We start from the raw sequence: 25,535 nt of genomic DNA, 5'->3' as shown, positions 1-25,535 counted from the left end.
CACAAGCGGATGGCTGATACATCGAATGCTTTCACCAAATAAATTCGGCACTGACATTCATCGACACACTGTTGAGTTCTCAAAGAACACGCACACACCGTCGCTGCCGTTTGCACGGTAACTTCGGGGCTTACACGCTCGAACCCCAGACATGACTCATTACTTTCGAGCCTTGCCTGGGTTGTTCAGTGCATACTCCGTACAACCTCGTTGTCCCAGTCCGTGAAGACCGGGTCGGTGTCCGTGTCGCTCTGACTCGACAAAAGTTACGCGAAGACCAACACATACGCAAATCGCCTGGTCAGATGTAATTTCTGCGTGAACATCTGACCAGGCAACCCGATGAGGGCTCCGTCAGACGATCGCAACGGCATCGATCTCGACCAACATCTCTTCCCTCGGCAGTCCTGTGAACACCGTGGTGCGACTCGGGAGTACGTCGCCGGAGGTGTGCGCCGACACGAACGCGCCATAAGCGTCGTTCATGATCGTGAAGTCCTCACGCTTGGTCAGGTACACGCGCAGCATCACGACGTCGTCGAACGTCGCACCACCGGCCTCGACGATTGCTTTGACGTTCTCGAGTGTGCGGGTGGTCTGCGCAGCGACATCGCCTGGGTAGAGGTATTCGCTGGTAGTGGGATCCACCGGCCCCTGTCCGGATACCTGCACGAACGGGCCCTTTCGCACTCCCTGGGAGAACGTGTGGGCGGGTGCCGGGGCTCCTGCGGTGCGAATTTCGATCTTCTCGCTCATTGCTTTCCTTCCGTCGGGCTCTTGTCGGTTGTCGTGCGGTCCTGGAGTTCCTGCGGCTGCCAGCCCAGCCCCTCGGATATTGCGGCTGCGGTCCGTTGCACCTCGGGCAGCGTCGCCAGTACTTGGTCGTGGTCGAGCAGCATGTCGGGTACCGACATCGAGACTGCTGCCACGACGTCGCCGGTTCCGTTGCGCACAGCGGAGCCGATGCAGTTGACGAACGTCTCGTGCTCCTCGCGGTCCTCCGCGAATCCCTGTGCGAGCACGAGGTCCAGCTCACGTAAGTAGTGCTCTGCCGTTCTGATAGTTCGTTCGGTGAACGGCGTGTAGGTGATGCGCTGCGCAATCTGCTCCCGCTCCACCTGTGGGCGTGCAGCGATCAGTACCTTCCCGACGGCTGTGCAGTGCAACGGCGCAGGCTTGCCGACCCGCGAATACATCCGCACGCTCTGTTTGGCGTCGAACTTGTCGATGTAGATCACCTCACCCGCTTCGTACGTTGCCAGGTGAATGGTCTGACCGGTGATCGTGTTGAGTTCCGCCAGATGCGGCCGGGCAATGCTCCGCACGTCACGCTGTTCGAGCGCATGGTTGGCGAGCTCGAACAACCTGGATCCGAGCTGATATCGGTGATCCGCGTCGTGCTGAACGAATCTGTCGGCTTCCATCGTGCGAAGCAGCCGCAGCACGGTCGTCTTGTGGACCTCGAGTACCGACGCCAACTCGTCGAGTGATCGCGGTCCGTCGCCGAGCAAGCCGAGAAGTGTCATCGCCCGCGCGAGACTCTGACTCATTGGAATACCCCCGAGTGACGCGCGGCAGTCGCTGCGTAGTCCAGCCTCGCCCAATCGACGTCGGCCAGTTCCGCAAGTTCGGTCAGCACCGCGAGGGGAAGCACCGAAGCGATGTCGCCGTGCCCGGTGAGGGCACCCGCCGCACACAGATGCCCGAACCGAACGCGCTGGACGGAACTCCTACCCAACAGCAGTCCGGTCAGGTACCCGCCCGCGAATGCGTCTCCGGCACCGATCTTTTCGACGACGTCGAGCTTCAGCGCCGGCACGTCGACCCGAGAGGTTCCCTCGAATGCCGTCACGGTGTGTGCGTCGTTCTTGATCACCAGATGGTGTGGTTGCGGAAACATCTCGCGCAGCTCGTCGGGATCGGACGTGCCGAACACCAGCGCAGCTTCGTCGGCACCCATGGACACCACATCGCTTCCTCGAACATGTTCACCGAGGACATCTGTGGCTGCGTCCGGCCGAGACTTCCACAGCGCCGGCCGATAGTTCAGATCGAAGCTGACGAGGGTGGGCAGATCCATCAAGGATCTCGTCAGATCGGCGGCGGTATCCGAGATGGCCACGGTGATTCCGGTGAAATGGACCAAGTCGGCACGAGCCACCAGGTTCGCCGCATTCCCGTCGATGTCTCCGGGCGACAGAGCACTCGCCGCCGAGCCGGCACGGAAGTAGGTCATCGCACTGTCTCGGCATGCGAGGTCGTGGCGGTCGTCGGAACCCGAGCCGCGTTGCTTCACGTACATGCCAGTGGGTCGCTCGTGATCGATCGTCACACCGGAGGTGTCCACACCTGCCGCGACCAATTGGTCGACGAGGTACCGGCCGAATCCGTCGTCGCCCACTCGCGAGATCCATGATGCATCGACGCCCAGTTGACCGAACACCCTGGCCACGTTGGCTTCTGCACCCCCGGCGGTGCGGTCGAACGTCTCCGATCTCTCCAGTGGGCCAGGCTCGGCGACCAGAACGACGAGGCCTTCGCCTACACACACCGCTCGTGGTGCTTTCACGTCGATCTCCTCGAACTCTTGCGGGAACGCTGACTTTCGTTGCAGACTACAAACCATAAACACATTGCGCAACCAGCGTTGCATAATGCGCAACGCATGCGGATTCACTGAGACCAAGGAGACGACCGTGATCGACATCGATGCCGTCGAGGCGCTCAGCCGCCGAGTGCTCGGACCCGAGCACAAGGCGTTGCCCCCCAGGTCGTGGGGGCACACCGTCGAGAGTTTTCTCGCCACGTCGCCACGGCTCTCCGAGTTCACGACGCCCGTACTCACACTCGACCGGGCACGCATCGCGTCGAACATCTCGGTCATGGCCGAATGGACGGCGCGTGCAGGAATGCTGCTCGCGCCCCACGGCAAGACGACGATGGCCCCTCAACTGTGGAGGCAGCAACTCGACGCGGGAAGCTGGGCCATCACCCTCGCCACCGGATGGCAGGTGCAAGCAGCGCGCGCGTTCGGGGTCGACCGAATCGTTCTCGCCAACGCCGAGATCGACCCCGTTGCGTTGACATGGATTGCGGGCGAGCTGGATTCGCATCCGACATTCGAGTTCTACTGCTGGGCGGACAGCGTCGCAACGGTGAACGAGATGGACCGCATACTGACGGCGCAGGGAACGCGCCCCATCCCGGTCATCGTCGAACTCGGTGGCCCGCACGGTCGAACCGGCGCACGCACGACAGACGAGGCGACCGCGGTCGCTCGTGCGATCGCGTCGTCGCCGCGGCTGGCGTTGGCCGGGGTCGGCGGCTACGAGGGCGCACTGAGCCACGACCGGACCGACAGCGGCCTCGCAGCAGTTCGGGCCTATCTCGAGAACGTCGCAGCCCTCCATCGCGCGCTCGATGCCGAAGGGTTGTACGGCGAGCATGCGATCGTGACCGCAGGCGGCAGCGCCTACCAGGATCTCGTTGTCGAGCAGTTGCAATCCCTCACCACCGGAGACGGTGTAGCTACCGACGTCGTGCTGCGCTCGGGTGCCTATGTGGTGCACGACGACGGCTTCTACTCGCAGATTTCACCACTCACTCCCGCCCGCACCGACGCGCCGCTGCTGTCGGCGATGCACGGATGGGCTCGGACGGTCTCCCGGCCGGAGCCCGGTCTCGCGCTGCTCGACGCGGGCAAGCGGGACTTTCCGTTCGACGAAGGACTGCCTGTCCCCCAATCGGTCCGGGGAGGCGAAACTCTCGACTCCGGTGCCGAAATCACGGCGCTGAACGATCAACACGCGTTCCTCCGTCTACCGGCCGAGGACAGCACGGCGCTCCCGGTGGGATCGGTGGTGCGGTTGGGCCTGTCTCACCCGTGCACCGCTTTCGACAAGTGGCGTCTGGTTCCCGTCGTCGACGACGCCGACGGCGACGATCCCCGCGTCGTCGATCTCGTGCACACATTCTTCTAGAGAGTCGAAACCTCATGCCCGATACCCTCTTTCGAGGTGCCGACGTCATCGACGGCACCGGGTCACCGCGACTGCGTCGTGACGTTCTCGTCCGCGACGGAATCATCGCCTCGATCGCCGAACCCGGCACCGTTCTCGGTGCCGACAGAATTGTCGACGCCACTGCGGGGCAGGTCCTGTCCCCCGGGTTCATCGACATGCATGCCCATTCCGATCTGCGTCTGCTGACCGACCCCGACCACTTCCCGAAGATCAGTCAGGGCGTCACCACTGAGGTCATCGGACAGGACGGCATCGCCTACGCTCCGATCGACGACGCGACACTCGATGTGGTGCGGCGTCAGATCGCCGGATGGAACGGCAATCCCGTCGACCTCGACTTCTCGTGGCGTTCGGTCTCGGAGTACCTCGATCGCCTCGACCAGGGAATCACCCCGAACGCTGCCTATCTCGTTCCCCAGGGAACATTGCGATACCTCGCGGTTGGCCCTGATCAGCGACCCGCGACGCCGTCCGAGATCGCCCACATGCAGGAGTTGTTGGCGCAGGGCCTGCAAGAAGGTGCCGTCGGAATGTCGAGCGGTTTGACGTACACGCCCGGAATGTATGCCGACACCAGCGAATTACGCGCGCTGTGCGAGGTCGTCGCCGACTTCGGTGGGTTCTATGCACCGCACACTCGGTCGTACGGCGCCGGCGCGCTCGACGCGTACCAGGAGATGCTCGATCTCTCGAGGGATACGGGATGTGCGCTGCATCTGACTCACGCGACGATGAACTTCGGCGTCAATCGGGGCCGGGCACGTGAGTTCTTGGACCGCGTCGACTCTGCGATCTCGGACGGATGCGACGTCACCCTCGACACGTATCCGTATCTGCCCGGGGCCACCACTTTGTCTGCGCTGCTGCCGAGTTGGGCAATGTCGGGTGGCCCGGATCGCGCGCTCGAACGCCTCGACGATCCGGACATGCGTCGACGCATCGCACAGGATGTCGACGTCGACGGGTCCGACGGCTGCCACGGCGTGACCGTCGAGTGGGAGACCATCCAGCTCAGCGGTGTCGCGAATCCGGAGCTCGATCGCTACGTCGGGCGCACGATGTCCGATATCGCGGCCGACGAGGGGCGCGCGCCGGTGGACGTGTTCTTCGAGTTCCTTCGCCGAGACGCTCTGGCCACCACCATCCTCCAGCACGTCGGCCACGAGGAGAACGTGCGAGAGATCATGGCGCATCCACGCCACATGGGCGGCAGTGACGCGATCCTGGTCGGCGAGAAACCGCACCCACGCGCCTGGGGAACCTTCCCCCGTTACCTGGGTCACTACGTCCGAGACGAGCAACTGCTCTCGCTGGAGGACTGCATCAATCACCTGACCGGCCGTCCCGCTGCGCGGCTCCGCCTGCGCGCCCGCGGCACGATAGCCCTCGGCCACGCAGCCGATCTCGTGCTGTTCGATCCTGCCACCGTGCGCGACACCGCCACGTTCGAGAATCCGAAACAACAGGCCGACGGCATCAGCCACGTCATGGTCAACGGCGCGTTCGCCATCGACGATCGACGCCCCACCCACTCTCTTGCAGGCCGTGCCCTGCGACTCGATTCCATCGGAAAGCAGACAGCATGAATGCACTGTCCACAATTCTCGCGGACCGCGCACTGTCGGTGGTCCGCGCGCCTCACATCTCCGATCCTGTTGCGCTGGCAGATGCGCTCTCGCGCGGCGGAATTCGGGCCCTGGAGTTGACCTTCACCACACCAGGCGTGCTGGCGCTGCTCCGCACGGCATCGAACGCCGGTGCAGTCGTCGGGGCGGGCACCGTCCTGACGACCGACCAAGCGCGGTCGGCAATCGACGCCGGGGCGAGCTTCGTCGTGACTCCTGGGCTCCGTCCCGACGTTGCCGCGATCGTCACCGACGCCGGAATCCCGCTGATGATGGGCGCGCTCACCCCGTCCGAAGTGATGACCGCCCTCGATCTCGGGGCGGATGCCGTGAAGATATTTCCGGCACGGACCGTCGGGCCCGCGTATTTCAAGGATCTGCTCGGCCCCTTCCCCGACGCGCAACTCGTTCCGTCCGGCGGAGTCAACGCAGGTAACGCGGCTCAGTTCCTGGCATCCGGTGCCGTCGCAGTGACGGCAGGCACCGATGTGGTTTCACCGGCGTCGGTTGCGGCGGCCCAGTGGGACGACATCACCGCGCGAGCGCAGGCGTTCGTGGCGGCTATCAGCGCAGACATCAAGGAAGGCTCGTCATGAATTCTGTCGTCGACTGGCTCAGAACCTCCACGCCAGGACTACTCGTATTGTGCGGCATCGCAATTGCTGTACTGCTCATCGTCATCATCAAGGTCAAACTCGAACCGTTCATCGCACTTCTCATCGTCGGCCTCGGATTGGCTCTGGCTGCCGGTTTGCCCGTCAACGAGATAGTCGGCACCGCCATCAAGAGCAACGAATCACTTCTCGAAACCGGGTTCGGCGGCATCCTCGGGCACATCGCAGTCATCATCGGCCTGGGAACGGTCCTGGGCGCGATTCTCGAGAAGTCCGGTGGCGCACAGGCACTGACCGCCAAGCTGCTGGGCGTCTTCGGAGAACGCGGAGCACCCATCGCAATGGGCCTGTTGGGTCTGATCTTCGGCATCCCGGTGTTCTTCGACATCGGCATCTTCGTGTTGGCACCGTTGGTCTACGTGGCGGCGCGCCAAGGCGGAAAGTCGTTGGTGCTCTATGCGCTGCCGATGTTGGCAGGATTGTCCATGACGCATGCTTTCTTGCCGCCACATCCAGGTCCGGTTGCCCTCGGCGGGTTGCTCGAAGTGAACCTGGGCTGGCTCATCCTGTTCGGATTCATCTGCGGAATACCAGGATTCATCGCCGCCGGCCTGGTGTGGGGTAATTGGATCGGCAAACGCATCATCGTCGACGTGCCCGAGGACTTCATCAACGACGGAAACGACGCGAGCACAACCGAGGGTGGAGGCGCAGGCACGGTCGCGACCAAGCGTCCGGTCGTCACCACGCCGCCGTCGGTGGGCACCATCGGAGCGATCATCGCAGTTCCACTGGTCCTGATCCTCGGCGCCACGTTCGGCAGCATCCTGCTCGATCCCGGCAACCTGCTCGAAGTGCTCACCTTCTTCGGCACCCCGGCCGTCGCGCTTCTGATCGCAGTTCTGATCGCGTTCTACGTTCTGGGCATTCGACGCGGATCCACGGTCCAGGAACTCAGCAAGCTGACCGGAGAGTCGCTTCGCCCGGTGGGCATGCTGTTACTGGTGGTCGGCGCGGGCGCGTTCTTCGGAAAGGTCATCTCCGCCACGGGAATCGGCACAGCCCTGGCCGACACCATGGCGGCCGCAGGTCTTCCCATCATCGTGCTGGCGTACATCATCAGCTGTGCGCTCAGGGTCGCCCAGGGGTCGGCAACCGTGGCCATCGTGACGACCGGCGGCATCGTCGGACCACTGGTCGCAGCCCAGGACTACTCGGCTCCGGCCGTTGCGCTGATCGCCATGTCCATCGCAGCGGGCTCGATCATCGCCAGCCACGTCAACGACGGCGGATTCTGGATCATCGCGAAGTTCTTCAACCTGACCGTCAAGCAGACACTGCAGACATGGACGGTTCTCGAGACCATTCTGTCCGTGGTCAGCTTCGCCGTCGCGGGAATCCTCTTCGCAATCATCGCCTAGAGCCAGTGGCGCGGCTATGTGCCCTCGGCTGCACTCAGTCGCGCCACTGCGTCCGCACTTGATCACCGACGAAATGTGTGTTCTCGGCGGACATTTCCCGGCTCCCCGACCGCCCGACGAGGTCATCGATCCGATCGTCCAAGCTGTGCGCGCGGGCCATCGCGTCGGAGGTGCGGGCCTCGGTCTCCGAGGACTCGACCACGTTCGCGAGTCGTACCAGCGCGGCCACCCGTCCGGTCAACTGTTTCCACACCACTTCCAGTGCGCCACGACGAGACTCGACCTGCGCTGCGGTCTCCTCGTCGACCATCGTTTCACCGATCCGGTTCAGCTCGGTCGCTACCGTTCGCAGCGACGTGGCATCGAGCGAGATCTCGGTGAGTTCGACGAACAGGTCCAGCTGATTGCGCTGGATCTCGAAGTAGGTCGATTGCCATGCAGGCGACCGACGCACTCGATCGAACGAGGTGCCGGCAAGGAACAGCAGGGTGTCGTAGCGATCGACGAAACGGTCGTCCTTTCGGTCCACGAACTGATCCACCATTCCGGTCGCCCACTCGACCCTGTCGGCCACCGGGGTTCTGCGCGCCAGCGTGCTCACCCGATCCGTGGCCGCATCCACCAGTGACAGGCCACGCTCGGCGATCGGGCCGAACTTCTGTGGCGCAGGCGTTCTCGTCAGCGCATCGAAGACCGCGTCCCGTTGGTCCAGATCGAGATGCACACCTTCCCGGCGCTCCTTTCGCGCCGCACGTACTCCGTTGGCGTAGTGCCGATTGGACATCACCACGGTGGTGCGGTGGTGATCGACGCGTTTGGTCAGCTCGGCAGCTCGGAGTCGGTACACGAGCGCCGATCCAGGCTTGCTCGTCGTGTCCTTGGCGAGCCAGCGATCGCGCTCGTCCACCAGAGTGCGCAACGCGCCGAATCCCCCGATCGACGGGAGCGAGCGCCCTGCATGCCATCGGTCGACGAGTACGACTCGGGTGGCCTGGTCCACTCGGCCGGCAGCGATGGCGACAGCGGCCGCGTCGGACAGTGGCTCGGAACGGCCGGGCAACCGGCAGTCGGCGCAGCGGCGGTGGACCTCGTCGTCGAACCGGGCACGCTGTTCGGCCGACCCATTGCCATCGAATTCGGACATCGTCTCTCCTAGATCGCGCCGGATCGCCGGTGTCGTCGACCGATCGCTCGCCATCGAGTGTTCCAGAATTTCAGATCAGTCCGCGCAACGATTGCTCGGTCTGCGGCTTCTTCTCGGCCAGCAGGGTGCGTGCCACGTCGAGGCCCTCCCAGACGTTCCACATCAGTACGCCCCGAACGACGGCATCGTCGTCGAGGTAGTAGACGACGCCTTCCTTGCCCACCGACTTCCAGTCCTCGACGACGCTCAGCGTCGTGGACACCGTGCCGATCGCCTGATAGCCGTCGTCGTAGACATCGGAGTAGAAGTACGGGGTGTAGCTGTAGGGATCTGCGGCACCGGCCATATTGCGTCCTGCGGCCTTGCCCATCTCGGTCGCGTTGTCGACATGCTCGATACGACGGCGTCCGAGGATGGCATCGGGGTAGTTCGCCACGTCACCGGCGGCGTAGACGTGCTCGTCCTCGGTCCGGAGGAACTCGTCGACGATCACGCCGTCGTCGACCGACAGCCCTGCAGATTCAGCCAATTCCGTGTTGGGTCGCACGCCGAGTCCGAACACGACGCCGTCCGCCTCCACGGTCGAACCGTCGTCGAGTTGGAGTTGTACGCGCGCCGACGCCTCGGCTCCGGACACGACCCTCGTTCCCCGGCGCACGGTCACACCGTGGCCTGCGAATCCCTTGTCGAAGCCGGCAGCCAGGGTCGGCGGAAACATATGTCCCCCGAGTACGGCATCCGACGTCACCAGTGTGACCTTCACATTCTGGAGAGACAGGGCAGCTGCGATTTCGGTGCCGATGTATCCGCCGCCGACCACGGCGATGTGATCGGCGGTCTTGGTCAGCTCGCGCAGCGCCCGGTAGTCGGCGAAGGTGCGGAAGTACACCACGCGGGGGCTGGGAGCGAGTTCGATGCGCGTCGGCGTTGCACCGGTCGCCAGGAGAAGCTGTCCGTACTCGTGGTGTTCTCCGGATTCCGTGGTGACCGACGAGTCGGAGCGGTCGACCGATACGACTCGAGTTCCGGTGTGCACGTCTGCGCCGGTGTCGGAGGCCGTGTCGAGCGAGACCTGATCGCGCCCGAACTCCGGGTCGGTCCACAGCTTCTTCGACAGCGCCGGCCGCGTGTACGGCGCGTCCGGGTCGGTGCCGAGTATGCCGATGGAGCCCGTCGTGTCCTGCTCGCGGATTCCGCGAGCCGCGCTGTCCGCGACCATTCCCCCGCCGATGATCAGGTAGTCGTAACGCATCGTTCACTCCTCGAAAGTCGACGTCGTTCACTCCCCGGCTACCCGGAACAACGCGAGAAGAATCCTCGGAGCCGCTCCGTCCGGGAAACCCGCAGGTGGAGGAACCGACCGGACTGTATGCAGCATCACACCCCGAAGAGGTTGGCCCAGGCCCATCGAGTGGGCATCTTGGTCTGGGCGACGAAACATCGTTTTTACTCGGGCCGAGCTGTAACGGTTCCGGCCGACCGAACGACTCACACCTCAGGACGCGAACAAAAGGAGACGATGTGACTGTTCAGATCGATTCGCTCGCAATTGGCACCGACAACGCCGATATCGCGACAGCTGACGTCGACCAGCTCTTCGACGAAGTTTCAACGCTGGACGCCACCATCATCGACGCCATCGAGCGTCGCACCCGCCTGGCGCGCACGCTTGCTGCGGCAACGCCGGACGCCACCGAGTCGGATCAGGCATCCGATCCCTATGCAGACCTCGGCAACGACGGCCACGTCTTCTCGCGGATGCTCTCGCGCCTCGCGCAGATCACGCGATAGCCACACCCCCCTTCAGCTTCGCAGTCCGCGACCCCGTCGAGCATCCGCTCGGCGGGGTCGCGTCGTGTCTGCACATCTGCACCCGATGACTTTTCGGATCGAGAGCTGTCAGTACGAACAAGACCGCCGTTCGACGGTTCGACGCAGCAGGCTCTTCCAGAAAAGGTGTGTATTCATGTCCCGTTCGCTGTTCGCCAACATGCCCGTCCGCGACGTCGTCGCAACCCGCACATTCTTCGAGGGTCTCGGATTCCAGTTCAACGATATGTTCAGCGACGAGAATTGTGCATCGATGGTCGTCAGCGATCAGGCGACCGTGATGTTCCTGGCCACCTCGCGATTCGAGGACTTCATCTCGGACTCGATCTGCGACACTGGCTCGGCCCGGGAGGTACTGATGTGCGTCTCTGCCGACAGCCGCGAGGAAGTCGACTCGCTCACCGACGCGGCGATCGCCGCGGGTGGGTCGAAGTGGATGGAGCCCCAGGATCACGGGTTCATGTACGGCCGGGCGTTCCGAGATCTCGACGACCACGTCTGGGAAGTGATGTGGATGGATCCGTCGGCAGTCTCGCAGGGCTGACCGAACGTTCGACTAGAGGCGGTCGGGCAAACCGAATCGATCGAACAGCGTCAGATCGAAGAAGCAGGTCACGTGCCCGACCCCTCTGGCATCGACATCGAGAACGTGCAACTGGAACGCGCGGTGCACACCGTCCTCGGCCAGCATGTAGAGCCCGTATGCGGGTTGACCGTTGGCAGAGGTGGCCACCATCCGCATGTCGCCTGCCCCGTTTGCGGGGCAGTTGTTCCGGATGAGAGATCCGATCGTCTCGCCACCCTGGTACCACCCGACGAATGGCGGCATTTCCCACACTGCGTCCGAGGTGAACAGCGTGACCAGTCGGTCGATGTCGTAACTCTCGAAACACTCCACGTACTGGGTGAGAAGTTCCTGTAATTCCGCGGATTCGATGGGCTCGACGTTGTCGAGCTCGGGCGCGATCTCGTCGAGCCGCTCCCGCGCTCGCTGCAGCAGGCTGTTCACTGCTGTCGTCGTCGTGGCGAGAACCTCGGCTACCTCCGATGCTTTCCACTGCAACACTTCGCGCATCAGCAGCACCGCGCGTTGCCGTGACGACAGATGTTGCAGCGAGGCGACGAAGGCGAGCCGCACGGATTCCTTCTCCACCACGATCGATGCCGGATCACTCGCATCCGCCAGTTCGGAATCGGCGATCGGCTCTAGCCACGGAATCTCGTTGTTCTGCACCAGTTCGTCGGTGGGGCCGGAACTCGGTGCACCCAAGCCTGTCGGCAAGGGACGCTTCGCCCGGCCGTCCAGAGCGGTCAGACAGGTGTTGGTTGCAATTCGGTACAGCCATGTGCGCAGGGACGAACGGCCCTCGTATTTGGCGTAACCCCGCCACGCGCGAATGTACGTCTCCTGCAACAGGTCCTCGGCATCGTGGATCGACCCGGTCATGCGGTAGCAGTGCGCGAGTAACTCGCGACGAAAGGGATCGAACTTCTCGACGAAGTCGTCCTTCTGTTCCGAGGCCACGGTCATGCGGTAGAGCGTAAACCGGACGCAGTCGCGCCACAGCTCGAACGCGCGCCGTCGAGAGGATTGCCGACACTTCTGCGTTAACCTCGGCATCGTGACATCGGCAACGAGTATCGACGACTTGGTCGAAGAGCTGTACCTGCAGCGTCGTCGAGCGTGGGAAGCCGCTCTCGTCACGGCGCAGAACTTCCTCGAAACCATCGCCGACGAGATTCTCGAGGACGTCGATCGAGACCGACTCAATGCGCAGACTGCACGCATCAAGGACCCGGGCAGATCGGCCGACAAACTGCGCCGCTACCTGTCCGAGGGCCGCATCGCCGAGCCGACCGACGCCGATGCCGTCGCCGAGGCGTTGCCCGATCTCGTCGGCGTCAAGGTGCTGTGCAAGACCCCGCGCGATCAGCTGACGTTCGTCGCTGCGCTCGAGCGTGCGTGCAACGACCCGGAATGCTCCGTGCGGTTCGCACAACCACCCACCGATTACGTCGCCTTTCCCAAGCCGAGTGGCTACCGCGCGTATCACGCCGTGCTCGTCGTTCGAGTGGCCACGCATCAGGGCGATCTCGACGTGAAGGTGGAGGTTCAGGTCAAGACGCGCCTGCAGGACGCCTGGGGCGAGCTGACCCACGAGGACATGTACAAGCCCGGTGAGGCACTCAAGCCGACCAAGAAGCACACCGACTACGCCGCGCACATGGCCCACCTGCTCGATCAGGTGGATGCGATGGCCGACGATCTGGCCGCGCAGCTCGACTCGTTGACGGCCGCATCGAAGGACGGGGGCGTGCTTGCGGCCGCCCCGATTCCGAAGGATCCGGATTTCATCAGCGCCAGGGTCACCCGCACCGGTCCGCGCTACGCACTCGCCGTCGGACCCGACGGCCGTAGAGGCCTCGTTCCCGCACGATCGGTCAAGGCAGTCATCGGCTCGACCGACCGGATCGCCGTCAACGACTACCTCGAGGTGGGCGACTTCATCGACGTGGTGGTGGAAGATTCCGAGGACGCGCTCTACTACCACCTCACCTCGCAGCCGCCACGACGCAAGCCCGCGAAGAAGCGCAAGCGCTGACCTGGAGTTCTCAGCAACGTCTCACGTCGGTCCGGTAGACATGCCTTCTCGTGACCACTACCGAGAAATCCACGGTCGTCACCGATGCCGACAGTGTCGACACCGCGACCGACAGAACAGCCACCGACAGAACCGCGACCACGGACCGGCGCGCAAGATTCCGCTCCGCCGCGACTCTGGTGCCTGCCGTCTCGTTCGCCGTGCTGGCGACGCTGTACGCGGTGATGTCCGTCCTCGGCCATCGCCAGCTCCGTACATCCGGATTCGACCTGGGCATATTCGTTCAGCAGATCGCGTCGTACTCGCAGTTCCAGGCACCGACATCGGACCTGCTCGGCACCGGCTACAACACGCTGGGTGACCACTTCTCGCCCATCACCGCGTTGCTGGGACCTGTCTACCGGCTGTTCCCGCACGCCGAGACGCTGCTGATCGCGCAAGCCGTGTTGTTCGCGCTTGCCGTGATGCCGATCAGCCGACTGGCGGTACAGAGATTCGGCACGATCGTCGGCATCGTGACGGCCGCGGCGTTCGGACTCTCCTGGGGCGTGCAGGCCGCGTTGAACTTCGACTTCCACGAGGTGGCGTTCGCGATGCCTCTGCTGGCCATGTCGATGGTCGCGCTGGTCGATCGGCGCTGGCTGCCGGCCCTTGCCTGGGCTCTACCCCTCGTGTTCGTCAAGGAGGACATGGGCCTGACGGTGATCGTCATCGGGGCATTGGTTGCGCTGTGGACGAGCGGCCGAACGCGCATCCTCGGGGCGCTGACTGCTGTATGGGGACTGACCTGGGTGGTTCTCGCGGTCAAGGTGATCGTCCCGGCCCTCAGCTCGGACAACTCGTACGACCAGGGCTCGAAGCTGCCTCCCCTGGGAGAAGGCATAGCCGACACCGCACACGGGCTGGTTGCCGGCGATTCACGGGCGGCCACCGCCTTTCTGCTGCTCGCTGTCACCGGCTTCTTCGCTCTGCGCTCTCCGCTGCTCCTGATCGCCGTCCCGACGGTCGCGTGGCGCTTTCTCAGTGACAACACCAACTTCTGGAAGCCGATCTACCACTACAACGCGATCCTCATGGTCATCGTGTTCATCGCTCTGCTCGACGCATTGGCGCGTAGCCACCGGCACGGTCAGCTCACCGAACGCGGCCGAAAGCTGATCGTCGCGTTCGTGGCAGCGTTCGCGGTCGTCGCATTGCCGTTCCTGCCCATGTCACGGGTGGTGCATGCGCAGGAGTGGACGATCGATCCGCAGGCCGAGACCGCCCGAGAGATCTCCGAGTGGATTCCCGCCGGTGATCGCGTTGCGGCGTCGAACAATCTCGTGGCCCAACTCGTCGCCGACCACGACGTGTCGGTCTTTCCGCAGCGCACGACCGATTCGACCGTGCCGGATTGGATCGTCGTGAACCGCGAACGGCCCGCGGGGTGGCCGACGGACGAGACCGGCGATCGTCAGGCGATCAGCCGGGCGCTGGCGAGCGGATACGACGTCGTCTTCTCCGTCGACGGAATCGAGGTCCTGCACCGCGAGTGAGTGGTCCCGATTAGTGTTCGAACGAGTCGACCTCCCACTCGACTCACAGAGACGACTACTGCAAGGCAGGTACAGGACATCGACGCTCGAACCGGCGATCTCGGCGCCACCAAGACCGCATCGAAGCGCTCACCGTGGAATCGGAAGAATCCCTACCGCGCGCAGATTCTGAGCAACCGACGCCTCTCCGGTCCCACGTCGGCCAAAGAAGTTCGACACTTCTCGATCGCGCTCGGCGAGAGCGGTATCGCCTACGAGGCCGGTGACGGATTCGGCGTGAAGCCCGTCAACGACGCGGCGCTGGTCTCGGCCGTGATCGAGCGTCTGGGTGTGCCTGCCGACACCGCGGTCCACACGAAGTCGGGCGAGATCACCTTGGCCGATGCCTTGACCACGGACTACGAGATCGGCATCCCGCCCATGGATCTGATCGAGGCCGTGGCCGAACGCGCCGGTGACGCCGAGCTCGATCACGTTCTGCAGAACGGCGACCGCGCGTCGTTCGACGCCTGGACCTGGGGTCGCGACGTCGTGGACGTTCTCGATCTCGATCGGTCGGGAGCCTTCGATCCGGCCGAATTCCTCGGGTTGCTGCGTCCTCTGCAACACCGGGTCTACTCGATTTCGTCGTCACCGATCGCGCACGAGGGCACCGTTCATCTGACCGTCTCGACGGTCCGATACCGGTCGGCCGAGCGTGATCGCGGTGGCGTCTGCTCGACGTATCTGGCCGATCGCGTCGAGGACGGACAGCAGGCCGGAGTGTTCCTGTCCGCCAACAAGTCGTTCCGCCTCCCCCCGGACGACACCCCGATCATCATGATCGGGCCGGGAACCGGAGTGGCACCCTTCCGAGCATTTCTGCACGAGCGGCACGCACGCGGAGCCGCAGGCGAGAACTGGCTGTTCTTCGGCGATCAGCATCGAACGAGCGACTTCCTCTACGAGGACGAACTCACCGAGTTCGAGCGCAGCGGTCTGTTGACGCGACTCGATCTGGCGTTCTCCCGTGACCAGCACGAGAAGATCTACGTGCAGCACCGCATGTGTGAGGCCGGAAAGCAGCTGTACGGGTGGCTCGAAGCGGGCGCGCACCTGTACGTGTGCGGCGATGCGACGCGCATGGCCAAGGGCGTCGACGAGGCACTGCACGAGATCGTCGCCGAACATGGTGGCCGCTCCCCCGACGCCGCCGAGGACTACGTCAACGACCTCAAGCAATCCAAGCGCTATCTGCGCGACGTGTACTGACTCGGGTTCTTGTCGGACCCTCTCGCTACGGTCTCGGATACAGGCATCAGTTCTCGTCCGAGAAGAGGGTTTGCATCGTGACCGCATTGCAGAACGGCCATTTCGACTCCACCACCGCGCTCGCGTGGGCCACGTTCACCGAGAATCTGCATGCTCGTCTTCGGACCTTGCCGAGGGGCGACTACATCACGGTTTCCGCCGCTCAGGCGAGCCCGGGCGAGCGTGGGTTGCGCCCGTACATCGATGTGGCGGCGACGGACCGCGGCGTGCTGGTGTCGGTGGCAGCGCTGCCGTCACTGCTGTACCCGGATGCCCCGGACACGACGGCCATGGATGTGCAGCTACTCGACTGCGGATGGCTGGATCGAGGCAAGCCGGTCGCAGACGGGTCGATCATCGATCTCACACGAACCGACACCCGAGCAGATGCGGCGCTCGTCGCGGAGATGATCACTCGCGTGTTCCGAGAGATCTGGAACGTCCCGCATCCGTCGTTCCTGAGCGTGTGGAGCGTGGCGGCCGACGGTGCATCATCGGGGCCGGTCGACCTGCAACGCGGGATCGTCGGTCGCACGACCGGCGCCGCGACCGAGAGTCCGTCGGAGTCGTCCGACGACGTTCCTGCCGAGCTGACGGCACTGCAGACGCTGTGCCAGTTGATCGGTCGGCGCGTCGATGCGCACACCGTTCGATCGGTGTGCGCCGACGGCGATCTCGACGCGTTGAAAGCGCGAGCAGTCTCGCTGCATCGATCGGCCGCTGTTCGGGCCCGCCCCGACGACGCGAGTGCGGAGCACTCGGTCGCGGTATGGAAGAACCTTGCCCGCACCTGGCTGCTGGTCGCGCACAGCATGGACGCCGTGACGAGGGCAGACCGGCATGCGTGCCGGTGACGAAGAGGATCCGACGAACTACAGGATCTTTCGGCGCAGGCCGCTCGCCCGCAGCACCTGACGTTCGACGCCCGCGCGGATGGCCTCTTCGGTACCGATCACCCGTACGTGCGATCGTGCACGAGTAATGGCGGTGTACAGCAGTTCTCGGGTCAACAGCGTCGATGCCTCAGCGGGCAGCAGAACCGACACGGTGTCGTACTGACTGCCTTGACTGCGGTGGATCGTCATTGCGTACACGGTGTGTACCGAGGAGAGCACATTCGGGTGAATCAAGACGTGGCCACGACCTCGCGGAAACGCCGCCATCGGAGTTCCGTTGTCTCCCAACACCACAACGCCGGTGTCCCCGTTGTAGATCCTCGCCTCGTGGTCGTTGGCCGTCACCAACAACGGCTGTCCGGGGTACCAGAGCGAGGGGTCGAGAAACGTTCCGCTGCCTTCTCCCACCCACTCCATCGCCTGCCGGTCCCACCGCGAGACCCCCCATCGACCCTCGCGGTGAGCGCACAGGAGGCGATGTTTCTCGAGCCCGAGCAGTGCTGCGGTGGCATCTCCTCGTACGGCGGCGGCGGTGACCTCGGCGGCGGTGTCGATCACGTCGGAACGCAGGGCGTCGACGTCGTCGGGGCTCTGGAACGAAATCTCCTCCGCGCCGGACTCGAGCAGCGCCATCACGTCGTCGCCCCGGCCGTCTCGCACGGCCACGGCCAGGCGAGCGATGGCTCCGCCGAACCGTCGGCCACGACTGAGCCGAACGACGCCGCCGCGCAGTCGGTCTCGCTCGAATGCGCTCAGAGCGGCTTCCGCGGGATCCTCGGCTGCGGCGAAGTCCACGTCGACGAGCTGCGCCAGAACCGGGTTCTCGATGCCGGTGACCGGCCTGGCCACCAGATCTGCCAGCACTGCGCCTGCGTCGACCGACGTCAGCTGATCCGGGTCTCCCACGAGAATCAACCGAGACTCCGGACGCACGGCTTCCAGTAGCCGACACATCATCGTCAGAGACACCATCGAGGTTTCGTCGACGACGATGACGTCGTACGGCAGTCGGTTCTCGGCGTCGTGCCGAAACCTCGTCTTGCTACCGGGCTTCCATCCCAGAAGTCGGTGCAGCGTCATCGCTTTCAGGTCTGCTGGAAGTCCGAGGAGCCCGGCTTGTTCGGACACGGACTCCTGCAACCGGGCTGCGGCCTTGCCGGTGGGTGCGGCGAGCCCGATCCGCAGATCGCTTCCGTGTTCGCGGACGAGAAGCGCCAGAATTCTCGCTACCGTATGGGTCTTTCCGGTTCCCGGTCCGCCTGCGATGACCGTGGTCCACTGCGTCGCCGCCAGCGCTGCCGCTATTCGCTGTCGATCGGGAGCGGCCGTCGGTGCGCCAGATTCGTCCACGAACAGCGCGGCCAGCGCGTCGCGGATCTCGTCTGCATCGGCGGCCGGGTGGGATTGCGAACGCACGTCGAGGAGATCTCGAACGGTGCTCTCCTGCAAATGGTATCGGTCCAGGTACAGCAGCTCACCCTGATCGGTGTCGACCAATTTCAGCGGTCTCAACGGTCCATTCGGACTGCCGAGCACCAATGGACTCACCCTCAGTTCTCGGAGCACGTCGTCGAGCTCCGGCCACGGAAGTGCGCTCGGATCGACGTCCGAATCCTCGTCGACGGTGACGTCTCGCAGGCGTCGCAGATCCAGGCACACCGAGCCCGATCGCACCGAGCGCACCGTCAGAGCAGTGGCGAGCAGTACATGCTCCGACGACTCCCAGGCAAGGGCACCGAGGCGCAAGGCCACGTGCACGTCGGATGCCGACAGCACACCCACGTCGTTGAAGGTGCGCAGGATTCCACTGCCGCGCAGCGCAATCGAGACTCCGGTCATCGGGTCACCCTCCCCGCGAGCAGGTCCGACAGCTCGACCACCAGAGCTGCGGGCGGATTCCAGTCGAACACCCCGCACCCGGCGGGGGTCTGCGGTCCGACCATGCCCCGCACGAACAGGTACCGGATGCCGCCGAGGTGTAGCTGCGGGTCGTAGTTCGATTGACGCCATCGCAGATATCGATGCAGCGCAACGGCATACAGGATTGCCTGCAGCGGATAATGCGAGCGGATCATTTCCTGGGCCATCTTCTCGCGCGTGAAGTTGCCGGTGGTCAGATCGCCTCTGGCGATTCGATTCGTCTTGTAGTCCACCACGACGTACCGCGGTCCGGATACGCGAAGAACCGAGTCGATACTTCCGGTGAGGAACCCGCGCAGTGGTGTCGCCTCCAGATCGTCGAGCAGATCTGCATAGGACGCGAGCACGTCCGCGGGATCGAGGTGGTGTCGCAACAGCCGCGCCACGGACTTCAACGTGACCGTGTCCGCCACCGGATCGTCTCCGCCGGCCAAGGGCAGCTCGAAGTCGAGTTCGGCCAGGTGGTCGGAGGGCGCTACGTCGGCCAGCGTCCCGAATCCCAATGGTGTCTGCATCACCGGCAGAAGCGCTTGTGCCAATGCCACCGGATCGACCTCCGCCATCCGCGACGCGACCGCGGCAGCGCAGCGGCGCTCGAGTTCCTCGAGCAGATCGGGTGCGGACGTGTCGACGTGTTCGAGTGCCTCGTGGACGAGCGTTCCGAACGCCGCGCCGGCAGGCATGCCGTTCATCGGTGACCCGATTCCGTCCAGCTGTTCGTCGATGTACTCGCGTCCTGGGTATTCGGCGCCCACCGACGTGTCGGCGGGCTCGTCCGTCTTCTCGGGATGCTCGGCCTCGCTGGTCACTCCAACCTCGGGCCGGCCGGGCGCGGCGTCGTGAGCGTGAGCTGTCAACGCGGAGTACGACGTTCGACGCCACAGGAGGTCGAGGGTTCGATCGAATCGTGCGGCCGCGACGTCGAGGTGCGGTTGCTCGGGACGAATCCAGTGTGCGGTGGACGGCTCACCGGGTCCCACCGGTTCGACCGAGATGAGGTCGGCTGCCGACCCGACCCAGGATTGGAGCCGGTTCGCAGTCGTCGCGTCGTCGAGAACCTTGTAGGACGGCTCCGGCAGAGCAATTCCGGGGATTCGTCCGAACAGCATGCGGTGCAGCGAGGACGTCGCGGTGTTGCGGCCCGGTGCCCACCACAGCACGATCCGGCTCTCGGCGCGGGTGAGACCGACGTAGAGCAGTCGCAGTTCCTCGCCTGCTTCCTCCTGGTCGTTGAGAATCTTCCTGGCCGCGTAGCCCGTTCCGGACGGTCCGCCGACGTCTCGGATCCGCTTGCCGTTCTCGTGCAGCAACAGCGTCGACGGCTTGCTGAAGTACAACGTGTCCCAGGCGTAGGGCAGATAGACGACCGGGAATTCGAGCCCTTTGCTGCCGTGTGTCGTCATGATCTGCACTGCTGCGGAATCACTGTCGAGTCGTCGACTGCGGTCGGTCGACCCGCCCGCTGCCGGTTCCTTGATGCGGTCGGTCAGCCAGCGAGTGAGGGCGGTGATTCCGTAGGACTCGGATACCGCTGCGCGATTGAGCAATTGGGCGATGTGCCGCAGATCGGTCATCGTGCGCTCACCGGCTTCGACCGCGAGCAACCGGGCATCGAGTCCGGACTGGGCCGACACCCGCTCGAAGACTGCCGCGAACCCGGCCTCGTCGAACAGCACCGAATACTCGCGCAGCCGACTGCTGACCTGGGACAGCGCGTCCTCGGCCCCGGAGTCGAGCTGCGCTGCGGTCCACCCGAGCAGCGGAGTCAACGCGGCGAGACGTACGCGATCGGTGCGATGAGGTTGCTCGATGGCCTGCAGCAACCACAGCCAGTGTCGGGCACTCTCGGTGCCGAACACGCTGGTGCTGCTCGACACGACGGACGGGACCCCGACCGCGTCGAGTGCGTCCCGAATCAAGGCCACCTGCTTGGTCGTTCGGGTCAACACGGCAATGTCTCGCGGTTCGATCACCCGAGGGCCATCCGGTCGCTCGATCACGGCATGTCCGGACAACAGCTCGACGATGTCCGCCGCAACGTCAGCTGCAACCCGGGATCGGAGTCGGTCGACTGCCGGAAAACCCTGCCGCAGTGGACCGGCGCCGGTTCGCGGCAGATAGCGCAACCGCAAAGGCGGATGTCCGACCATGCGTGAGAGAGGGTTTCGAGGTTCGACTCGGTGCACCACGATGTCCTCGTGACCGAGGGCCGCACCGCCGTACAGATGATGCAGGGCGTCGAGCAACCCCGAATCACTACGCCAGTTGGCAGTGAGCTCGTAGAGATGGTCCGCGGTCTGCACCGCGTCGAGGTAACTCAGCACCTCGGCTCCGCGGAACGCGTAGATGGCCTGCTTCGGATCGCCGACGAGGATGAGCGTCGTGAAGCCGTGAAACGCCCGCCGCAGAATGTCCCACTGCATGGGGTCGGTGTCCTGGAACTCATCGATCAACACGACGCGGAATCGGTCTCGCACTCGCGCGCAGGCGGCCTCGCCGTGGACGGGGTCGGACAACACCGAATGCAGAAGTCCCAGAAGATCGTTGTAGTCACGCAGCCCGAGCAGGCGTTTGCGACGTTCGATCTCACGGCGCGCTTCCCGGGCGAACCGCACACGAAGTGCGGGCTCGCGGTTGTCGTCGTCCTGGTCCTCGGTGTCGGGATACAGAATCGACTGTTGGTCACCCACGGCCGCCAACGCCAACTGCTGAGCGTCCCGCCTGCTGAATGCCGGTGCCTCGTCGTCACCGCTGAACATCTGCAGATACAGGTCGTCCACGACCTGTTCGAGTAGGTCCGAGACCGATTCGACGAACGCCGATTCCGGTTCGCGCTCGCCTGCGATGCCGAGCCCGTCGAGCATGCGCTGACAGAAACTGTGCGTGGTGACGATGGTTCCGGCGTCGAAGTCCGACAGTGCCCGACGCAACCGTCGACGCCGCCGGTCCACCTCGGCGTCGTCGACTGCGGCCAGAAACGCCACGAGTGGATCCGGAGATACCCGAGCGGCGTCCGGGTCTGCCAGGTCCCGGGCGATCGACGCGAACCTGCTTCGGGTGCGATCACGCAGTTCCTGGGTCGCGGCCCGACTGAACGTCACCAGCAGCAGGTCCGAGATCTCGGCGATCCCTTCGGCGATGTATCGCGCGGCCAACCCCACGATCGCGTACGTCTTGCCGGTCCCGGCGCTGGCTTCGAGGACGGTCGTTCCGGTCGGCATCGGACCGAGCAGGTCGAATCCGCGGGCGGCAGTCATGCGTTCCCCATGTTCTCGGCGGTCAGCAACGGGTCCCACAGTGTTCGAGCGAGAATCCCGAAGCGGCTCTTCTCGTTCGTCGGCTCCGTCTCGTCGGCGAGCGGGGCCGCGGCGAGCAATGTCTGGAACGACAGGGTCGAACCATGGACGTACCGCAACGATCGATCGGTCCCGTCGCCGAAGTCGCCCCGCCAGGCCCACGTTGCCGAGTCGTAGCCGTCCTCGATGGATCCGCCGCCGAACCGCTTCTCCGCGTACGCCGACGCGGTACCGGTCGAGATCGGCAACGGCGACGTCATTCCACGGTCCCGCAAGTCCACCAGCTCCCTCAGGACGGCGACGGGGTCCAGCGGGCCGCTGAGCCGGGAGCGACGAGGCGGGCGCATCCCACTCGCGCGGCCGATGGTGACGGCGCTCCACTCCCCTGCTTCCGATGCCGCTACCGCCAGCAACCGCACCCACGCGGCCAGTCGATGCTTGGCGGCCAGGCGGGAGTACGAGGAGCGCGCCAGCGTGCGGCCGTGAATTCCGGTGACGGTGCCGGTCAGACGTCGTCCGTCGCCGAGATCGACCGCGACGTCGATCGTCTCGGCCGGACCCTCGTGGAAGGGAGCGGCCGCGTCGGCGATGATTCCGACGATCTGCCGGATGTCGGACATCTCCCGGCGGCCCTGATGGAACGGCGGGAGGGTGCCGCGCCGCCACTCGGCGTCGGCGAATTCTCCGATGTCCCCACCAGCGAGCACCGCGGCAAGCATCCGATCACCGATGTTCCATCGGGACAACGGATCCAGCTCGATGTCCAGGCTGTCCGCCAGGTCGTCCTCGAGTTCGGGAACGCGGAAGCCGAGCCGTTGGCGCAGAAAGGCCTGCACCGGATTCTCGACGAAGGCGATGAGTTCGGCGAGTTCGACGTCCCCGCGCTCCGCCGGAGGAAGCGCGTCGGGCAGAAACGGTGCCACCGGATCGGGCGTCCGTTGCTGGGACACCGCTCCGGCCAGGGCAACCGTGTCGAAGCTGAACGGGTGTTCGGCCTCGAAGTTGTGCGGATCGAACGGCTGCAACGGATGCCGATGTTCGACGCTTCCGCCCGCGGTCACCTCGAGCACGTCCATCAACTCGCGCAGTGGGATCGCGGGCGGCTTGGCCGAACCGTCGACGGGGTCTGCTCCGGTGTAGAACAAGAGCAGTTTTTCCTCCGCCGACATCACCGCGTCGAGGAGCAGTTGCCGATCCTCACTGCGAATATCTCGTTCACCGACGGCCGGATCGCGGGCGAGGATGTCGTCTCCGTCGATACTGCCCACTCGGGGGAACACCTCGTCGTCGAGTCCGAGCAGCACCACCACTCGGTGCGGCACCGAGCGCATCGGCACCATGGTGCACACGGTCAGCTCGCCGGTACGGAAGTTCGCTCGGGTGGGTCGGCCGGCCAGTCTGCCGGCCAGCATGGCACGCACATCCGCGAGTCGTAGCTCGGCGGTGCCGCCGTGTTCGGTGGCGTCGGCGATCTCGCGATGTGCCTGTGCCAGTTGCCATTCGTCGGCCGTTGGCACGTCGGCGAGCAGATCGAGGGCGCGCCCCAGCTGCCGCGTCCACTCGGTCACCGATGCCGGACCGGCCAGTGCGCGGAGCACCGAGGCGAGCCGATCCACCAACTCGGCGAAGCGGCCGGCGAGGGTGATGTCGTTGCTGTCGACATCGTCGAGAGGCAGCGCGAGGTCGAGGTACTCGTTCCGAGTCTCGTCCGCGGCCACTCCCAACAGGATGCGATCGAGCGCCGATTTGAAGGTGTTCTGTCGAAAACCGTTCAAGCCATAGGCTTCTCGTTGCCGAACTGTCAATCCCCAGCGAGCACCGGAGCTCGTCACCCATTCGCGCAGGCGCTCGAGATCGTCGTCGGTGAACGAGAACTTCTCCCGTACCGGACCACTCGCGGCGAAGTCCAACAGCTCGCTCGCCGTCACCCGGCCCTCCGAGAAGTCCAGCACCGTGGCGATGACGTCGAGGACGGGGTTGGTGCGACGCAGGCCCCGATCGGCCAGGCGCACCCGCAACCGGTGTCCGGGATGCACCAGCGCCGCCTGCCCGAAGTTCGCGCGGATCAGCGGCGCGTAGGTCTCGACATCCGGGCACATCACCAGCACGTCCCGTGGTTCGAGCGTCGGGTCGCCGGTGAACAGATGCAGCAACGACTCGCGCAGAACCTCCACCTGCCGAGCCGGTCCGTGGCACGCGTGAATCTGCACCGATCCGTCCACGAAGGTTGTGCCGTCGTCGAATTCGGCAGAAGGAGGCGAATCGGCGGTGATGTCCGCCTGGATTCGGCCGAGCAGGGTGTTCGCTGTTTGCGGGCCCTCGTGATGCACGGTGCGCGTCGCCACCGACGCGATGGTGGCCTGCAGTTCTCGTACGTCTCGCGACAGGCCTGCCAGCAGGGGATGCTCGACGGCCAGAGCTGTCGTGTCGTCTCGTCGGCGCGTCACCGCCGGAATTTCGGCGAGGGTGCACCACATCGACGGACTGGGATGCGGAACCCAGATGTGCACGTCGCGAGCCTGCGACAGCGCACTCAATATCTCGAGCTGATCGGTTGTCAGCCGGGTCGGACCGAACACCGACAACCGGCTCGGCAGGTCCACCGACTCCGGTGCGTCCCGGAGTCGGGCGCAGGTCTGCGGCAGGCGTTCGGCTGCGCTCGGGCTGCCGATCCGCTCCCGTATCGCGGCCCACACTCGCGGTTGCCACAGCAGGTCCTCGTCGAGATCGCCGCCGTGGCCGTCGGTGAAGCGCCCGTCGAGCCAGTCGCGCAGCATCTGGGGACGCTGAGATCCGTAGGCGCGGAACAGTTCTGCCACATGCGATGCCGTCGACCAGCGGCGTCCCGCCCGATGATCCTCGGAACCTGCACCGAGGTGCTTGAACAGCACTGCCGCCCAGGTCTCGGTGCGACACTCGTCGATCACCTCCAGCGCGGTCCAGAGAACCCGGCCCGGAGCCCAGGGATCATCGTCGGGGTCGATGTCGTCGACCGCAGCAATGGCGCGCGAGACCAACCGCGTCGGGCTCGGGAAGTCGATGTTGGCTGCGATACCGTCGCCATTCGAACCGCCCAGTGTGCTCGACAGTCGCTGCGTGAGCCACCGCTCGACGCCCTTCGCCGGGACCGACACGATCTCGGGCACGAACGGATCGGCCAGCGGTACGGACAGGATGTCGGCGAGTGCAGCCGCGAGTGTTCCGGCGCGTTCGGCGCGGTGGAGCGTCAACACCGTTGCGGTCCCCTGCCTGCTCGTATCGGTGCCCGATTTCGGGCTCGTGACGACCCTACTCGAGCCACCGACAGATTCTGCGCGATGAGTCGGGCCGTCGGATCCG

General features: G+C 64.8%; 18 protein-coding genes and 1 pseudogene. 10 read left to right on the top strand and 9 right to left on the bottom strand.

The window, feature by feature from the left end; all coding sequences use genetic code 11:
- Positions 1-354: 354 nt before the first annotated feature.
- Genes CH271_RS22555 through CH271_RS22545 form a run of 3 tightly spaced genes read right to left on the bottom strand, consistent with a single transcriptional unit; the run spans position 355 to position 2,569 of the window.
- A complete protein-coding gene (locus CH271_RS22555; RefSeq protein ID WP_094634902.1) occupies positions 355-756 on the bottom strand; it encodes a RidA family protein in 402 nt (133 codons plus the stop codon).
- Positions 753-1,550, bottom strand: coding sequence for an IclR family transcriptional regulator (locus tag CH271_RS22550; RefSeq protein WP_052047708.1), 798 nt, complete (start codon positions 1,548-1,550; stop codon positions 753-755). The genes CH271_RS22555 and CH271_RS22550 overlap by 4 nt, the downstream gene beginning before the upstream one ends.
- On the bottom strand, positions 1,547-2,569 hold the full coding sequence (locus CH271_RS22545) for a sugar kinase (RefSeq protein ID WP_256986506.1): 1,023 nt from the start codon (positions 2,567-2,569) through the stop codon (positions 1,547-1,549). Before CH271_RS22545 ends, CH271_RS22550 begins: the two co-directional genes overlap by 4 nt.
- Before the next feature lie 85 nt (positions 2,570-2,654).
- Between CH271_RS22545 and CH271_RS22540 the strand changes: the two genes are divergently transcribed.
- Genes CH271_RS22540 through CH271_RS22525 form a run of 4 tightly spaced genes read left to right on the top strand, consistent with a single transcriptional unit; the run spans position 2,655 to position 7,682 of the window.
- Entirely contained in the window at positions 2,655-3,980 is a 1,326-nt protein-coding gene (locus tag CH271_RS22540; protein WP_094634900.1) for an alanine racemase, read from the top strand.
- 14 nt (positions 3,981-3,994) lie between these two features.
- Positions 3,995-5,608: an N-acyl-D-amino-acid deacylase family protein gene (locus CH271_RS22535; protein WP_037191040.1), complete on the top strand. Its 1,614-nt coding sequence runs from the start codon at positions 3,995-3,997 to the stop codon at positions 5,606-5,608.
- The gene (locus tag CH271_RS22530; protein WP_094634899.1) at positions 5,605-6,243 is read left to right on the top strand and encodes a bifunctional 4-hydroxy-2-oxoglutarate aldolase/2-dehydro-3-deoxy-phosphogluconate aldolase; all 639 of its coding nucleotides are present in this window, start codon (positions 5,605-5,607) and stop codon (positions 6,241-6,243) included. The genes CH271_RS22535 and CH271_RS22530 overlap by 4 nt, the downstream gene beginning before the upstream one ends.
- Positions 6,240-7,682, top strand: a complete 1,443-nt coding sequence (locus CH271_RS22525; protein ID WP_037191035.1) for a GntP family permease — start codon at positions 6,240-6,242, stop codon at positions 7,680-7,682. Before CH271_RS22530 ends, CH271_RS22525 begins: the two co-directional genes overlap by 4 nt.
- Before the next feature lie 34 nt (positions 7,683-7,716).
- Here the strand turns inward: CH271_RS22525 and CH271_RS22520 are convergent, their stop codons facing one another.
- Both CH271_RS22520 and CH271_RS22515 read right to left on the bottom strand, forming a co-directional pair.
- On the bottom strand, positions 7,717-8,826 hold the full coding sequence (locus CH271_RS22520; protein ID WP_094634934.1) for a hypothetical protein: 1,110 nt from the start codon (positions 8,824-8,826) through the stop codon (positions 7,717-7,719).
- 70 nt (positions 8,827-8,896) lie between these two features.
- Positions 8,897-10,078: an NAD(P)/FAD-dependent oxidoreductase gene (locus CH271_RS22515; protein WP_094634898.1), complete on the bottom strand. Its 1,182-nt coding sequence runs from the start codon at positions 10,076-10,078 to the stop codon at positions 8,897-8,899.
- A gap of 269 nt (positions 10,079-10,347) precedes the next feature.
- On the opposite strand from CH271_RS22515, the gene CH271_RS22510 reads away from it, so the two are divergent.
- Both CH271_RS22510 and CH271_RS22505 read left to right on the top strand, forming a co-directional pair.
- Positions 10,348-10,617, top strand: coding sequence for a hypothetical protein (locus CH271_RS22510; RefSeq protein WP_037191031.1), 270 nt, complete (start codon positions 10,348-10,350; stop codon positions 10,615-10,617).
- Between the two features lie 175 nt (positions 10,618-10,792).
- Positions 10,793-11,200 carry a VOC family protein gene (locus CH271_RS22505; protein ID WP_037191030.1) on the top strand — a complete coding sequence of 136 codons (408 nt, stop codon included), beginning with the start codon at positions 10,793-10,795 and terminating at the stop codon, positions 11,198-11,200.
- 12 nt (positions 11,201-11,212) lie between these two features.
- Here CH271_RS22505 and CH271_RS22500 read toward each other — a convergent pair whose 3' ends face one another.
- A complete protein-coding gene (locus CH271_RS22500) occupies positions 11,213-12,187 on the bottom strand; it encodes a sigma-70 family RNA polymerase sigma factor (RefSeq protein ID WP_094634897.1) in 975 nt (324 codons plus the stop codon).
- 91 nt (positions 12,188-12,278) lie between these two features.
- Here CH271_RS22500 and CH271_RS22495 point away from each other — a divergent pair, with 91 nt between their 5' ends.
- The 4 genes and pseudogenes from CH271_RS22495 (at position 12,279) to CH271_RS22480 (ending at position 16,938) form a co-directional block, all read left to right on the top strand.
- On the top strand, positions 12,279-13,259 hold the full coding sequence (locus CH271_RS22495; protein WP_037191025.1) for a GTP pyrophosphokinase: 981 nt from the start codon (positions 12,279-12,281) through the stop codon (positions 13,257-13,259).
- Positions 13,260-13,309: 50 nt separating this feature from the next.
- Complete coding sequence (locus CH271_RS22490) at positions 13,310-14,794, top strand: DUF2079 domain-containing protein (RefSeq protein ID WP_094634896.1); 1,485 nt, start codon at positions 13,310-13,312, stop codon at positions 14,792-14,794.
- A gap of 48 nt (positions 14,795-14,842) precedes the next feature.
- Positions 14,843-16,045, top strand: a pseudogene (locus CH271_RS22485) (sulfite reductase subunit alpha); the annotation flags it as partial.
- A 77-nt stretch (positions 16,046-16,122) separates the two neighbouring features.
- Positions 16,123-16,938, top strand: a complete 816-nt coding sequence (locus CH271_RS22480; protein WP_094634895.1) for a TY-Chap domain-containing protein — start codon at positions 16,123-16,125, stop codon at positions 16,936-16,938.
- Between the two features lie 18 nt (positions 16,939-16,956).
- Here the strand turns inward: CH271_RS22480 and recD are convergent, their stop codons facing one another.
- From recD to recC, 3 genes are read right to left on the bottom strand one after another with little or no spacing between them, the layout of a single operon-like run.
- Positions 16,957-18,819: an exodeoxyribonuclease V subunit alpha gene (recD, locus tag CH271_RS22475; protein ID WP_094634894.1), complete on the bottom strand. Its 1,863-nt coding sequence runs from the start codon at positions 18,817-18,819 to the stop codon at positions 16,957-16,959.
- Entirely contained in the window at positions 18,816-22,157 is a 3,342-nt protein-coding gene (locus tag CH271_RS22470; protein ID WP_094634893.1) for a UvrD-helicase domain-containing protein, read from the bottom strand. The genes recD and CH271_RS22470 overlap by 4 nt, the downstream gene beginning before the upstream one ends.
- Positions 22,154-25,429 (bottom strand): exodeoxyribonuclease V subunit gamma, encoded by a 3,276-nt coding sequence (gene recC / locus CH271_RS22465; protein WP_094634892.1) that lies wholly within the window; start codon positions 25,427-25,429, stop codon positions 22,154-22,156. Before recC ends, CH271_RS22470 begins: the two co-directional genes overlap by 4 nt.
- Between the last annotated feature and the right edge of the window lie 106 nt (positions 25,430-25,535).

The sequence above is a fragment of the Rhodococcus sp. 05-340-2 genome, assembly GCF_002258915.1.
Lineage (GTDB): Bacteria > Actinomycetota > Actinomycetes > Mycobacteriales > Mycobacteriaceae > Rhodococcoides.
This window is presented reverse-complemented; position numbering and strand designations above follow the sequence as displayed.